The organism is Archangium sp., assembly GCF_036388035.1.
In the GTDB taxonomy this organism is placed as follows: domain Bacteria; phylum Myxococcota; class Myxococcia; order Myxococcales; family Myxococcaceae; genus Archangium.
In genome coordinates this window covers 1-13,219 of record NZ_DASVSO010000862.1, presented here as the reverse complement: position 1 = coordinate 13,219, position 13,219 = coordinate 1, and the positions used below count along the sequence as shown (strand labels likewise).

At 71.4% G+C, this 13,219-nt stretch carries 13 protein-coding genes; 6 read left to right on the top strand and 7 right to left on the bottom strand.

Annotated elements, in window-relative coordinates; all coding sequences use genetic code 11:
- From pth to VF697_RS35515, 5 genes are all read right to left on the bottom strand, one after another.
- The coding region (gene pth, locus VF697_RS35535; RefSeq protein WP_331102102.1) for an aminoacyl-tRNA hydrolase at positions 1-376 on the bottom strand (376 nt) is incomplete at its 3' end.
- A gap of 76 nt (positions 377-452) precedes the next feature.
- Complete coding sequence (locus VF697_RS35530) at positions 453-1,127, bottom strand: 50S ribosomal protein L25/general stress protein Ctc (protein WP_331102100.1); 675 nt, start codon at positions 1,125-1,127, stop codon at positions 453-455.
- A 190-nt stretch (positions 1,128-1,317) separates the two neighbouring features.
- Positions 1,318-2,268: a ribose-phosphate pyrophosphokinase gene (locus VF697_RS35525; protein WP_331102098.1), complete on the bottom strand. Its 951-nt coding sequence runs from the start codon at positions 2,266-2,268 to the stop codon at positions 1,318-1,320.
- An 88-nt stretch (positions 2,269-2,356) separates the two neighbouring features.
- A complete protein-coding gene (gene spoVG / locus VF697_RS35520) occupies positions 2,357-2,656 on the bottom strand; it encodes a septation regulator SpoVG (RefSeq protein WP_331102096.1) in 300 nt (99 codons plus the stop codon).
- Positions 2,657-2,747: 91 nt separating this feature from the next.
- A complete protein-coding gene (locus VF697_RS35515; RefSeq protein WP_331102094.1) occupies positions 2,748-3,119 on the bottom strand; it encodes a DUF5658 family protein in 372 nt (123 codons plus the stop codon).
- 195 nt (positions 3,120-3,314) lie between these two features.
- Between VF697_RS35515 and VF697_RS35510 the strand changes: the two genes are divergently transcribed.
- From VF697_RS35510 to hpt, 3 genes are read left to right on the top strand one after another with little or no spacing between them, the layout of a single operon-like run.
- Entirely contained in the window at positions 3,315-3,917 is a 603-nt protein-coding gene (locus VF697_RS35510; protein ID WP_331102092.1) for a thymidine kinase, read from the top strand.
- 21 nt (positions 3,918-3,938) lie between these two features.
- Positions 3,939-4,754, top strand: coding sequence for a uracil phosphoribosyltransferase (locus tag VF697_RS35505; protein ID WP_331102090.1), 816 nt, complete (start codon positions 3,939-3,941; stop codon positions 4,752-4,754).
- Positions 4,755-4,764: 10 nt separating this feature from the next.
- Positions 4,765-5,298, top strand: coding sequence for a hypoxanthine phosphoribosyltransferase (hpt, locus tag VF697_RS35500; RefSeq protein ID WP_331102088.1), 534 nt, complete (start codon positions 4,765-4,767; stop codon positions 5,296-5,298).
- A gap of 19 nt (positions 5,299-5,317) precedes the next feature.
- Here hpt and VF697_RS35495 read toward each other — a convergent pair whose 3' ends face one another.
- Both VF697_RS35495 and VF697_RS35490 read right to left on the bottom strand, forming a co-directional pair.
- Positions 5,318-5,875: an MmcQ/YjbR family DNA-binding protein gene (locus tag VF697_RS35495; RefSeq protein ID WP_331102087.1), complete on the bottom strand. Its 558-nt coding sequence runs from the start codon at positions 5,873-5,875 to the stop codon at positions 5,318-5,320.
- Positions 5,876-5,927: 52 nt separating this feature from the next.
- Positions 5,928-6,797, bottom strand: a complete 870-nt coding sequence (locus tag VF697_RS35490) for an IF-2 protein (RefSeq protein WP_331102085.1) — start codon at positions 6,795-6,797, stop codon at positions 5,928-5,930.
- A gap of 100 nt (positions 6,798-6,897) precedes the next feature.
- On the opposite strand from VF697_RS35490, the gene VF697_RS35485 reads away from it, so the two are divergent.
- The 3 genes from VF697_RS35485 to VF697_RS35475 form a co-directional block, all read left to right on the top strand.
- Positions 6,898-11,721, top strand: a complete 4,824-nt coding sequence (locus VF697_RS35485) for a methyltransferase domain-containing protein (RefSeq protein ID WP_331102083.1) — start codon at positions 6,898-6,900, stop codon at positions 11,719-11,721.
- Positions 11,722-11,745: 24 nt separating this feature from the next.
- Positions 11,746-12,603 carry a diaminopimelate epimerase gene (gene dapF / locus VF697_RS35480; protein WP_331102081.1) on the top strand — a complete coding sequence of 286 codons (858 nt, stop codon included), beginning with the start codon at positions 11,746-11,748 and terminating at the stop codon, positions 12,601-12,603.
- A 39-nt stretch (positions 12,604-12,642) separates the two neighbouring features.
- Positions 12,643-13,219 (top strand): response regulator (locus VF697_RS35475; RefSeq protein ID WP_331102079.1); only part of this gene is annotated, 577 nt, incomplete at its 3' end.

Sequence of the window (13,219 nt, the reverse complement as noted above, 5' to 3'; positions counted from 1 at the left end):
AGCCGTCCTCCCCCAGGCTGGAGACGCTGCTCTTCAGGCCGTTGTGGCCTCCGCTGCCCCCGCCCGCCTTGAGCTGCAACCGCCCGAAGGGCAGATCCAGCTCGTCGTGGATGACGAGGATGTCCTCCACCGCCACCTTGTAGAAGCGCGCCGCCTCGGCCAGCGAGCGGCCGGACAGGTTCATGTACGTCTGCGGCTCGAGGAAGAGGACCTTCTCGCCCCCCAGGGAGCCCTGGCCCACCCGGGCCTGGAACTTCTCGTGGTTGAGCTCGGCGCGCGCACGCGACAGCAGCGCCTCCACCACCATGAATCCGATGTTGTGCCGGTGGCGCTCGTACTCGCGCCCGGGATTGCCCAGTCCACAGATGAGCTTCATGGCAGCCTCTCCAAAAAACGGACGGGGCCGGCCCCTGTTCTGGACCAGCCCCGCGCCTGCGAGCAGGAAGGACGAATTACTTCTTCGCGCCCGCCGCCGGCTTGGCCGCCGCGCCCGCCGCCGGCTTGGCCGCAGCCGCCGCCGCGGGAGCCGCCGCCGCCGCCGCCGCGGGAGCCGCCTCCACCGCACCCTCGGGCGCGCTCACGACCGCCAGGGTGTAGTTGACGTTGCTCTTCACCACCACGCCCTCGGGCATCTTCACATCGTTGATGTGGAGCGCCGTGGCGATCTTCAGGTGCGTCACGTCCGCCTCGATCTTCTCGGGGATGGCGCGCGGCTTGGCGTAGACCTCGATCTCACGGCGGGCCTGGGTGAGCAGACCGCCATCGGCCGTGCCCTCGGCCTTGCCGACGAGCACGAGGGGCACGTTCACCTTCACCAGGTCCTCGTCGCGCACGGCGATGAAGTCCACGTGCAGCATCTCGCGGGTGACGGGATCCTGCTGGTAGTCCTTGAAGAGGACCTGCTGCTCGGCGCCCGCGCCCTTCAGGGTGAGGAGGGTGTTGAGCTTGTGCGGGGTGTTGAGCGCCTGGCGAACGGCCTTGGCGTTGACGGCGATGGACAGCGGCTTCTCCAGGTGCTTGCCGTAGACGACGGCGGGCACCAGGCCGGTGGCGCGCAGCTTGCGGGCGGCGCCCTTGCCGGCGCCCTCACGCGGCTTGACCTCGAGCGTGCTCTTGTCGGTGGACATGGATTTCCTCGGTATGGGGACTGCGATGTGACCCCGCCGGAAAGCCCCGGCGCCTCTGGCATCCCGCCCCAGTGGCGGGCCCCGAGACGGCGCCTCGTGGAAGTGAAGGGCCGGCGTGGTGGTGGGTGCGACATGCCAGCGCGGGCGGCGGGAGTCAAGCCGCCCGGCGGACAGGGAGGCGCTTCGCCGTCTAGACGAAGAGCGAGCTGAGCGAGTCGGCGCGGTGGATGCGCGCGATGGCCTCGCCGAAGAGGCGCTCGGTGGTGAGGAGGCGGATCTTCCCGCAGGCCTGGGCGGCGGGCGCCAGGGGCACGGTGTCCGTGAAGATGGCCTCCTCCAGCATCGAGTCCTGGATGCGCTGGATGGCCGGGCCGGAGAGGATGGGGTGGACGGCGTAGGCCACCACCCGGCGAGCGCCCCGATCCTTCAGGGCGGCGGCCGCCTGGGTGAGCGTGCCCGCGGTGTCCACCATGTCGTCCACCAGCACCGCGTCCTTGCCCTTCACGTCGCCGATGAGGTTCATCACCTCGGAGGCGTTGGGGCGCGGCCGGCGCTTGTCGATGATGGCCAGCCCGCAGTTGAGGCGCTTGGAGTAGGCGCGCGCCCGCTCCACGCCGCCCGCGTCCGGCGAGACGATGACCAGGTCCTGCGTGTCGGGGAACTTCTTGCGCAGATCGTCCAGGAAGACGGGCGAGGCGTAGAGGTGATCCGACGGGATGTTGAAGAAGCCCTGGATCTGCCCGGCGTGCATGTCCATGGACACCACGCGCGTGGCCCCCGCCACCTCCAGCAGATCCGCCGCCAGCTTGGCGGTGATGGGGGTGCGCGGCGCCACCTTCCGGTCCTGCCGGGCATAGCCGTAGTAGGGGATGACGGCGTTGATGGAGCCGGCGCTCGCGCGCTTGAGCGCGTCGCACATGATGAGCAGCTCCATCAGGTGGTCATTCACGGGCGGGCACGTGGACTGGACGATGAAGACGTCGTGTCCGCGCACGTTCTCGCCGATCTCCACGTGGATCTCCCCGTCGGAGAACCGACCCACGGTTGCATTCCCCAAGGGGCGCTGGAGGTAGTCGCAGATACTGCGGGCCAGAGCCGGGTTGGAGCTCCCCGAGAACACCTTGAAGTCGCGCTGCTGCATGGGCGCGCTACTAGCGCGGCCGGTGACGGAAGGGAAGCCCCTTCCGTCCTGCCTGCCCGGGAGTGCCGGGTCGCCGTCGACCGCTCGGCTAGTCGGCTTCCACGGCCGTGAAGAGGGGCTCTCCCCCGCCTCCCGTCTGCAGGTGCCGCTCGTACTCCGACAGGATGGTGCGCTCCATCTGGTTGCGCGTGTCGGCGTTGAGCGGGTGAGCGATGTCCTTGTACGTGCCATCCTTGCGCCGCTTGGCCGGCATGGCGATGAACAGGCCGGAAGCGCCGTGGATGACCTTCAAATCCCGGATGACGAAACAGTGGTCCAAGGTGATGGTGACGTAGGCCTTCAGCTTGTCCTCATCGACCGGGTACACCTTGACGTCGGTGATGTTCATGGTCCCCCCAAGACCTCATGGTCCGAGCTAGCGGGGGGAGCCTGAGACACTCCGGCCTGGAAAAGCAAGTCTGTCCGGGCTTATTGGTGGCTCAACCGACGCCGTGAAGACACAAATGGGACAGGAAGGCGAGGTGGTACACGTCGATGACGACGTAGAGCGCCGCCCCCGCCTGGATGGCCCGCTGGCTGATCCGCATCGAGCGGTGCAGGCACAGCAGGCTGAGCCCCAGGCTGACGATGGTGACCTTGACCGCCATGAAGGCCAGGGGCGAGTGCTCGTAGGCCAGCCTCATCAGCGGGTTGAGCTCCTCGGCCACGTCCAACTGTAAAAACGTCAGGGTGAAGAGGCCGTCCAGCAGGTTGAGCACCAGCAGCAGGACGGCCGCCGGCGTGATGTGGAACGAAGCTCCCTCGATACCCGCGATGTCCGTCCCGTGCGTCACTTGAGTCGTCGCCGCCACCCGAACCTCCCCGTGAGAACCGGGAAGCCGCTGCTTCAAGATGCTTGCCAGCGCAGGTGGGGACCGCGGGCGAGCGGGGCGGGGCGGAGCCGGGATGATCGCCCGCTCGCCGGTGGGTTTGGAAAGTTGACGTCCCAGAGGGGGCGTGTCAGAGGAGACCCGCGCTCCCGCACAGCCTCCGGTCGAGTCCTCCTCATGCACCAATTTCCCAAAGACATCGGGTGGATAGAGGTCATCTGCGGCTCGATGTTCTCCGGCAAGACGGAGGAATTGATTCGCCGCGTCAAACGGGCTGTCTACGGAAAGCAGACAGTCCAGGTCTTCAAGCCAAAGCTGGACAATCGCTACGACGAGTCCCAGGTCGTCAGCCATTCCCGGTTGAAATTGACGTCCATTCCGATCGAACGGGCTGAAGAAATTTTCCTCCACCTCGGTCCCCGGACGCAGGTGGTGGGCATCGACGAGGTTCAGTTCTTCGGGCCCGAGGTGGTGTCGGTGTGTGAGGCCCTGGCCAATCGGGGCATCCGCGTCGTCGTCGCGGGGCTGGACCAGGACTACCAGGGGCGTCCCTTCGAGCCGATGCCACAGCTGCTGGCGATCGCCGAGTATGTGACGAAGGAACTGGCCATCTGCGTGGTGTGTGGGAATCCGGCCAACCGCTCGCAGCGGCTGGTGGACAGCGGAGAGCGCGTGGTGGTGGGCGCCGCCGGGGCCTACGAGGCGCGCTGCCGCAAGTGCCACCGCGCCGAGCCCACCGAGGCCACGCCGCCCCAGACCCTGGACCTGTTCGACCGCTGAAGGCCTCGGGAGGCCCGTGCCATGCGTGACACCCTCTACGCCAACGTCCCCTTCCGGTTGAGCGAGATGCCCCACCGGTACGGCCCCAACGTCCACCTGGTGGGCAACCCCTTCCTCCTCTCCCAGTTGGCGCGGCTGTGCGCCAAGGGCACGGTGCAGCCGGAGATCAACCGGCTGGTGGCGCTGCTCTACTCGGACCTGGTGAAGGCGGTCATCAACGCGGAGTTCCCGCGCAAGATGGCCTCGCTGCCCACGCGGATGATCGACCACACACCCCAGGGCATCTACCAGGGCGAGGTCATCGACCCGGACGTGCGCGCGGTGACGGTGAACATCGCCCGCGCCGGCACGCTGCCCTCGCAGGTGACGTACGACCTGCTCAACACCACGGTGGATCCGGTGCTCGTGCGCCAGGATCACATCATCATGAGCCGGATGATCGACGCCAAGGAGCACGTGGTCGGGTCGAACATCGGCGGGGCGAAGATCGGCGGGGACATCGACGACGCGTTCGTCCTCTTCCCGGACCCCATGGGCGCCACCGGCGGCAGCCTGAGCACCGCGGTGTCCATGTACAAGGACAAGGTGCACGGCACGCCCCGGCGCATCCTCAGCCTCAACCTCATCATCACCCCCGAGTTCCTGCGGAGGATCTCCCGCGAGCACCCCGATGTGGTGGTGTACGCGCTGCGGCTGGATCGCGGACTGTCGCCGCCCGAGGTGTTCGGCACCGTCCCCGGCGAGCTGTGGGACAAGGAGCGGGGGCTGGATGATCGGCAGTACATCGTCCCCGGCGGCGGCGGCTTCGGGGAGATCATGAACAACGCGTACGTGTAGAGGTAGGACCTTGGCTTTCTACGAGCAGGACGTCGGCATCCTCATCGACGAGCAGAAGCTCCAGGCGCGCGTGCGCGAGCTGGGTGCGCAGATCACCCGCGACTACCAGGGCAAGGAGCTCACCCTCGTGTGCGTGCTGAAGGGCTCGACCTTCTTCGCCATGGACCTGGCGCGGGCCATCGACTTGCCGCTGACGCTCGAGTTCCTCGGGGTGTCCTCGTACCAGGGTGGCACCGAGACGACGGGCGAGGTCCGCATCACCACGGACGTGAGCAAGCCCATGGCGGGCAAGCACCTGCTCGTCATCGAGGACATCATTGACACCGGGCTCACCATGAGCTTCCTGCTGGAGAACCTGCGGGCCCGGCACCCGGCGTCCGTGAAGGTGTGCACGCTGCTGGAGAAGCCGGCGCGCGCCCGCACCCAGGTGCCCATCGACTACAAGGGCTTCGTCATCGACGACGTCTTCGTCGTGGGCTACGGCCTCGACTACGCCGAGCGCTACCGCAACCTCTCCTTCATCGGCCAGATGAAGGGGAAGTAGTCCCGCGGTCCCAGGCCTCTCAGGCGCGGCGGGCCCGCGCGGTGGCCACGGTCTTCTTCGCCGCTGTCTTCCGGGTGGCGGTCGTCTTCGCCGCGGCCTTCTTCGCCGCGGCCGGTGCGCTCTTGCTCTTCGGCGCGGTCTTGGCCTTGGCGGGAGCGGCCTCGGCCTTCTCCGCCTTCGGTGCTCCGGCCCCAGCGCCCAGCTGGGCCACGAGCTTCTTGGGCGCCACCGCGCGGTAGCTCTCGTCGAGCCACTGGCGCAGCATCTCGAGCGGGGGCGTGTCGCGCGCACCGAAGCTGGCGCTCACCCAACCACTCTTGCCGAGTCCGTACCCCGTGGGCTGGGCGAAGGGCAGCATCAGCGCCGCGCCGTTCGACTGCGGCAGCTTGACCGACAGGAAGAGGCCCTCCTCCCCATTGATCCCCATGAAGATGAAGGCCTTGCCCTTCACCTTGAGCGTCCGGTGGCCCCACGGGAAGTCCTCGGTGACCTCGGGGTAGCTCATGCCGGCCTCGCGCAGGGCCAGCTCAAACGGCACGAGTCGCTTCATCTCGGGGGGAACCGGGGTCATCGTCATGCGAGTGCCTCTCCTCGTGAGGCCCGCAGGTATACCGCACGCGAGCCCGGAGTCAGCGTGCCGGGCCCGCGCCGCTCTGCCCCGTCTCCGTGGGCCGCTGCTGCGTCTCGCTGTCGGTGCTCTTCACTCCCGGCTCCTGCCGCGGCGCCGCGGGCGTCTCGGCCCCGGGGGGCGGCTGCGGTGCCGCCGGCTGTCCCTCGGGGGCGGGCGGGGGGCGGGGCGTCTCGGAGGGCAGCTCGGAGCCGCCCAGGCTGGCATCGACGGCCCTCAGCGCCTTCTCCAGCGACTGCGCCGCCGGGCCCACCGTGCCGAGCAGCTGGTTGGCCCGCTGCGTGTTCCGGTTCCGACTCTCCGCCGCCAGCTTCAGCTGCGTGAGCGCCTCCGTCACGTCCCGGCGCGCCTCCTCCAGCTTCTGCCTCGCCTGGAAGAAGGCCACGTCCGCCTTCATCGTCTCCAGCGTGCGCCGCTGCTCCTCCGACAGCCCGGACAGAAGCTCCGCGCGCCGCAGGTAGTAGAGGCCCTTCTCCAGCTGCTCCGGCTTGTCCGAGTCCACTCGCGACTTGGAGAGCCCCTCCAGCACCGGGAAGAGGGCCCGATCCAGCTCGTCCCGCTCGGTGAACTTCTGCTCCAGGAGGCTCGAGACGTCCCGGCCCTCCAGCGGAATGGGGGCGTAGGTGTCCGCCTGCCGCGCGTCCCCGGGGCGGTAGGGCACCGAGCCCGTCGGCAGCATCCGACCCTTCATCACCACCAGGTGCCCGTTCTCCTGGGCCAGCGTGAAGGTGCGGGCGTTGAGCTGGGAGAGCAGGAAGACCACCGCCCCGCCCAGGCCGAGGATGAGGAGGATGACGAGCAGCCGGGTGAAGGCGCTCGTGGCCCGACGGCCAAAGCTCTGCTGACGCTGCGGGTTCATCATGGGATTCATGTCGCTTGCTCCCCAGACGTCCGAGCGGCGAGGCGATTTCCCTCCCCGACGCTTTCCTTGGGACACCCGTCCCCAGGGCTATACTCGCCCGACCGACCTCATGCATCCCACATTCCGCCGCCTGGGGACCAGCGAGCTGTTGCCCCGGTACATCTTCGCGGAGAGCCTCTTCGCACGTCGTCGCGTGCTCGAAGTGGACGCGGTCGCGACCACGGGGGGCGAGAGCGCGCGCTTCCTCCTGGAGCGCGGCGCCCGCACCGTGGTGGCCTGCGACGCGGACCTCGAGGCGGTGAAGGCGGCCCAGAAGGCCCACGGCAGCGCCACGCTGCGCTACCGCGCCAACGTCTACGACGACCTCGAGCCCGGCAGCTTCGACCTCGTGCTCGTGGCGGACCTCGCGCCCTACGTGCGCGCACCCACGCTGCTCGCCGAGCTGGCGCGGCTGGTGGGCCGGCAGGGCTACCTCGTGGGCGGCCTGAGCAACGCGGCGGGGCTGGCCCTCTGGCAACTCATGGAGCTGGAGGAGGGCGTGCCGCCCACGTACGGGCAGCTCCTCGACGCGCTCTCGCCGCACTTCCCCCACGTGGAGGTGGCCACCCAGTCCCCCGTGCTGGGCTACCAGCTCGCCTTCGAGAAGGGCGAGGGGCTCTCGGTGGACGGCACCCTCATCCGCGGCAGCGAGGCGGCCTACTTCGTCGTGGTGGCCGGCACCGAGCCGGCCCGCATCGTGGATCCCACCTGGGTGCAGCTCCCGCCCGAGCCCCTCGCCTTCACGCGCGGTAAGCTGGACGAGGTGAACCAGCGCGCCAAGGGCTGGGAGGAGCGCACCGGGCGCCTCAAGGAGTCCCTCACCCGGCTGCGCGCGGAGCTGACCGACCGCGAGGCCGAGGTGGCCCAGCTCAAGCCCTCGCTGGAGCTGTGCCGCGACGACGTGGCCCGGCTCACCGCGCAGTTGGAGCAGGCGCGCGGCACCCCCGAGTCCGCCCGCGAGCGCGACGAGCTGTCCTCCCGCCTGCGCCGCACCGAGCTGGAGCTGAAGGTGGCCCTGGAGCGCGTGTCCGACGCGGACCGGCGCCTCGGCCAGCAGCGGCTGGAGCTGGAGGCCGCCGAGCGCGCTCGCAAGGACGCCGACGTCCAGACCCTGGGCACCCAGGAGGCGCTGCGGCTGGAGCGCGCGCGCCGCGAGGAGCTGAACACCACCCTGGAGGAGTCGCGCGAGCGTCTCACCCAGGCGTACACCCACCTGCGCGAGCTGCAGGACGAGATGGCCGGCTTGCGCGTCGAGCGCGAGAAGGACCGGCTCGCCACCGAGCGCGCGCGGGAGCAGCTCGAGGACCTGCGGCGGCAGGCGGAGGCGGCGCGCGAGCGCGAGCTGCGCATCGCCGAGCAGTACTCGACGGCGCTCGCCGCGGTGGAGCACCTCAAGACAGACGTGGCCCGGGTCGAGGAGGCGCGCAAGTCGAGCGAGGAGCTGCTGCGCTCGCGCGACGCGGACCTGGCGCGCCTGACGCGCGAGGTGGAGGACGGTGCCCGGCGCGTGTCGTCCGCGGAGGCGGGCCGGCGGGACGCGGAAGTGCGCCTGACCGCGCGCGAGGCCGAGTGGCGGGGGCTGGAGACGGAGCTCACGGCGGCTCGGGCCGGAGTGGAGCAGCTCCAGGCCGAGGTGGTGGCCCGCTCGCGCGCGGAGGAGCACGTCCGGGCGGCGGCGGCGAAGCTCGAGCAGGCCCTGCACGAGGCCCAGGCACGCCTGGAGTCGCACGAGCAGGAGCGCGTCCGCGCCGCGGCGGAGCTGGAGGCGGCGATCGACGAGGAGCGCCGGCTCGCGGACGCACGGCTGGAGCAGGCGGTCGCGCAGGCGCTGGCGAGGGCGGAGGAGGCCGTCGCCGAGGCCGCTCGGGAGAAGGCCGCGCGCGAGGCCCAGCAGCGTCGGGCCGAGGGATTCGAGAGCCAGGTGGCGGTGGAGGTCGTCGCGCGCGAGGAGACAGCGCGCGCCCTCGCCGAGCTGGAGGCCCAGCGGCGGACGTGGGCCGACGAGCGGGGCGCCCTGCGGCGGCGCGTGGTGGAGGCCGAGGCGACGCTCACCGAGCTGGAGCGGGCGCGGGCCGCGGACCTGGAGTCGATCGCCCGGCTCGACGCGGCGCTCAAGGCGACGCAGGGCACCATCGCGGCCGAGCAGCAGGAGCGGGCGAAGGCGGACGAGTCCCGGGAGCAGGCCCTGGCCGAGCTCGCGCTCGAACAGCAGGGCAGGGCACGGCTGGAAGAGGCCCTGACGCGAGTCCAGGCCGAGCTCGAGGCCGAGTGCAATCAGCGCACCCTGCTGGAAGAGGCGGGGGCGTCGACGCAGGCGGACCTCGAAGGGGAGCGCCAGCAACTCTCGGAGGCTCGGGAGTCACTCGCGCGGGCCCGGGCGGAGCTGAAGGCCGAGCGCCAGCAGCGCCTCCAGGCGGATGAGGAGAGCGCGCGGACCCGGACCGAGCTCGAAGGGGAGCGCGAGCAGCGGGCCGAGGTGGAAGAGTCCCTGGTGCGGGAGCGGACCGCGCTCCGTGCCGAGCGGCAGCAGCGGGCTGAGGTGGAAGAGTCCCTGGTGCAGGAGCGGACCGCGCTCCGTGCCGAGCGTCAGCAGCGGGCTGAGGTAGAAGAGGCCCTGGTGCAGGAGCAGACCGCGCTCAGCGCCGAGCGGCAGCAGCGGGCTGAGGTGGAAGAGGCTCTGGTGCAGGAGCGGGCCGCGCTCGAAGCGGAGCGGCGCCAGCGCACCGGGCTGGAGGCCGCCCTGGCCTCGGCCCGTGCCGAGCTCGACTCCGCGCAGCAGGTGCACGGGCAGTCGGAGGAGGCTTTCGCGCAGGTCCGTTCCGAGCTCGACGCCGAGCGGAAGCAGCGCGCCCAAGCCGAGGCGTCGCTCGCGTCGGCCCATGCCGAGCTGGAGTCGGAGCGCGAGAGCAAGGCGCGGACGGAGGCGTCGCTCGGCACCGCTCAGACGGAGCTCGACACCGAGCGACAGCAGCGCGCCCAGACCGAGGCAGGGCTCGAGGAGGCGCGGCGGGAGCAGGAAGCCCTGGCGTCCTCGCTGGCCCAGGCCCGTGCCGAGGCCGAGTCCCAGCAGCAGACGCGCGAGCAGGTGGAGGCCACCCTCGCGGAGACCCGGCGCGAGCTGGAGTCCGAGCGCACCGGGCGCGAGGCCGTGGAGCAGTCCCTGGCCGAGGCGCGCGCGGACCTGGAGTCCGCTCGGGCGGGCGCGGACGAGCGCGAGCGGGCGCGGCTCGAGGCGCTGGAGGTGGCCCGGCAGGAGGCCGCGGCCCTGCGCGAGGAGCTGGAGACGGCCCGGCGCGAGGGCAAGGAACTCGGCGCCACCCTGGCCGAGCAGAAGCAGCTGCTCGAGGAGCTTCGCTCGAGCCTGGAGGCAGAGCGCGGTACCTCCAAGGAGCAGCAGGCGTCCCTCACGCGCCTGCGCTCCGAGCACGAGGCCGAGACCACCCGCGCCGCTGGCCTGGACGCCCGCTCCCGCGAGCTCGAGGAGAAGCTGCGCGAGGCCGAGGCGCGGCTCGCCGAGGCCCGTGCTCGCGAGGAGGCCAACGCCACGGAGCGTGAGGCCCGGAAGCGCGACGCCGTGGAGGCCCGGGTGGAGCTGGAGGGCCTCCGGGACGACCTCGCGAGGAAGGACCAGGAGCTGGCGGCGCTGCGGGCCCAGGTGGGACAGCTCGAGGCCGCCCGGTTCCAGGCGCAGCAGGCCTCCATGGCCCTCCAGGGGGCCCACCAGGGCCTGCGCGATCGCGATGGCCACATCCTGCACCTCCAGAAGGAGCTGGCCGAGGCCCAGGCCCGACTCACCGCGGAGCACGAGCAGGCGGAACTGCTCACCGTGCAGCTCGAGTCGGCGCGGCGCATCGCGGGCAAGGCGCCCTCGCTCGAATCCGCCCTCCAGGAGGAGCGCGCGGCGGTCGTGGCCGCCCGGGCCGAGCTGGAGAAGGAGCGCGCGGCGGTCGAGGCCACCCGCGCCCAGCTCGAGGACGTGCGCGCGGAGTTGCTCCGGGCCCACTCGGCCACCGAGGCGGAGCGGGAGCGGGTCTCGGAGGCGGCGCGGTCGGCGAGTCAGCTGGAGGCCCGTCTGTCGGAGGCCACCGCTGGCCTGGAGGCCGCGAAGGAGAAGCTCGTGGAGCTGGAGGCCCAGGCGGACGAGGCCCGTCAGCGGGCCCGGGAGCAGGAGGCCTCCGTGCAGGCGAAGCTGGCCGAGCTGGAGTCCAAGGCGGGCGAGGCCGAGCGGCAGACCCGGGAGCGGGAGGCCGCCGCGCAGGCCGTGCAGGAGCAGTTCGCCAGGCTGGAGGCGGAGAAGGTCGGGCTCGTGTCCGAGCGCGAGCGCCTCAGCTCGGATCTCACGGTGGCCCGCGCGGCCCGCATCCGGCTGGAGGGGCGGGTGACGGCGCTGGAGACGGCCTCCGCGGAGGCGGTGAAGTTCCTCGACGCCGAGCGTGCGGAGAAGGCCCGGCAGGTCCAGGCCGCCGAGGCGCTGGGCGCGCGGCTCCAGGCCCTCGAGGGCGAGCGGACCGGGCTGCGCGAGAAGCTCAAGCAGCTCGAATCGCGCGAGCCGGTGTCGCCCTCCGAGGCCGTGCTGGAGCTGTCCAGTGAGGTGGAGCGCCTGCAGGGCGAGCTCGAGGCGCTCCGGAACGCCCTGGCCGAGCGCGACGAGGCGCTCGCGGAGCAGAAGCGGCGCCTGGAGGCCCAGGAGTCCGAGATGGCCACGCTCAAGCGCGTGGCGGCCCGGACGGGGTCCAACACGGTCCAGGACATCTACGCCCGAGCCAACGCGGAGATCAACGCGGTGAAGAATGAGTTGCTTCGCCGCCCAAAGGGGAGCACACCCGCCTCGCCCGCCGGTTCGCCGGCACCCGAGGCGGTACCGCCCGCCCCGAAAACCGATGAGCAGGGCTGACGCCGCCCGCCGAGGATTCCCAGCATGAGCGCCGGAGCAGAGTTCTTCTTCAAGTACCACGGCATCGGCAACGACTTCATCGTGCTGGATCGCCGCAAGAGCGGGGTGGACGTCGACGCGGAGACGGCGCGCCTGCTGTGCGATCGCCGCCTGGGCATCGGCGCGGATGGCATCCTCTCCCTGCTGCCCTCGGAGGCGGCGGTGGCGCGGATGGTGGTCCACAACGCCGATGGCAGCGTCCCCGAGATGTGCGGCAACGGCCTGCGCTGTGTGGTGAAGTACCTCGTGGACAACTCCGGCGAGCGGCCCGAGTCCATCGACGTGGAGACGGGCGCCGGCATCCTCTCGTGCACGCCCGGCTACGGCGCGGACGGGGTGGCGGAGGTGGAGATCTCCCTGGGGCCGGCGCGGCTCGTCGCCTCCAACCTGCCCTCGGGCGCCACCGGCCAGCCCTTCCTCGACGCGCCCGTGCCCGGCCACTCCGGGCTGCGCGGCCATGCCGTCAGCATGGGCAACCCGCACCTCGTCCTGTTCGACCAGCCCCTCGAGGACGCGGGCCGTCTGGGCCCCCAGCTCGAACGGCACCCCGGCTTCCCGGAGCGCACCAACGTCGAGTTCACCCGCGTGGACGCGGACGGCGGCCTCACCGTGGTGGTGTGGGAGCGGGGCTGCGGCCTCACCCAGGCCTGCGGCACCGGGGCCTGCGCGGCGGCCGTGGCGGCGGTGCTCGCCAGGCGCGTCCCGGCGGATACCTGGCTGAGGGTCAGCCTGCCGGGCGGCGCCCTGCACATCCGGGTGCCAGCGGACCTGTCGGACGTCCGCCTCCGGGGGCCCGCGGCCTTCGTCTTCACGGGCGTTGTCCCGGATCTCGAGGGCCGGTAACCTCCACCGCCCCCTTCCCCCCGTCGAGTCCCTCACGCCGTGGCTGGTCCCATCCTCGTCGTCGATGACGACACCTTCTTCCGGCAGCTCGCCTCCGACATTCTCACCCGGAGGGGCTACCGCGTCGTCACGGCGGAGAGCGCCGCCCAGGCCCTGGAGGAGGTGGGGCGCGCTTCCTTCGACCTCGTCATCACCGATGTGGTGATGCCCGAGGTGGATGGCTTCGGCCTCACCGCGAAGCTGCGCGAGCGCGACCCCGACCAGGAGATCATCCTCGTCACCCAGCGCACGGACGTGAAGGGCTCGGCCATGGCCCTGAGCGCCGGGGTGGCCGTCGTCCTCACCAAGCCCGTGGACGAGGCGGACCTGCTGCTCGCCACGGAGCGGGCCCTGGAGCGCGCCCAGCTGCGCCGCGAGCGCACCCAGCTCCAGAGCGAGAACCTCGAGTTCGCCCGCTACCAGAACCTCCACCAGCGCTGCCTGGAGTTCCTCTCCCAGCCGGACCTCGAGTGGCTCCAGGAGCGCGTGGCCGCCGAGCTCGCCTCCGTGTGCGACGCCCAGAGCGCCGCGCTGTGGATCGCCGACGACCGCGGGCACCTCGTCCTGCGCGCCTACC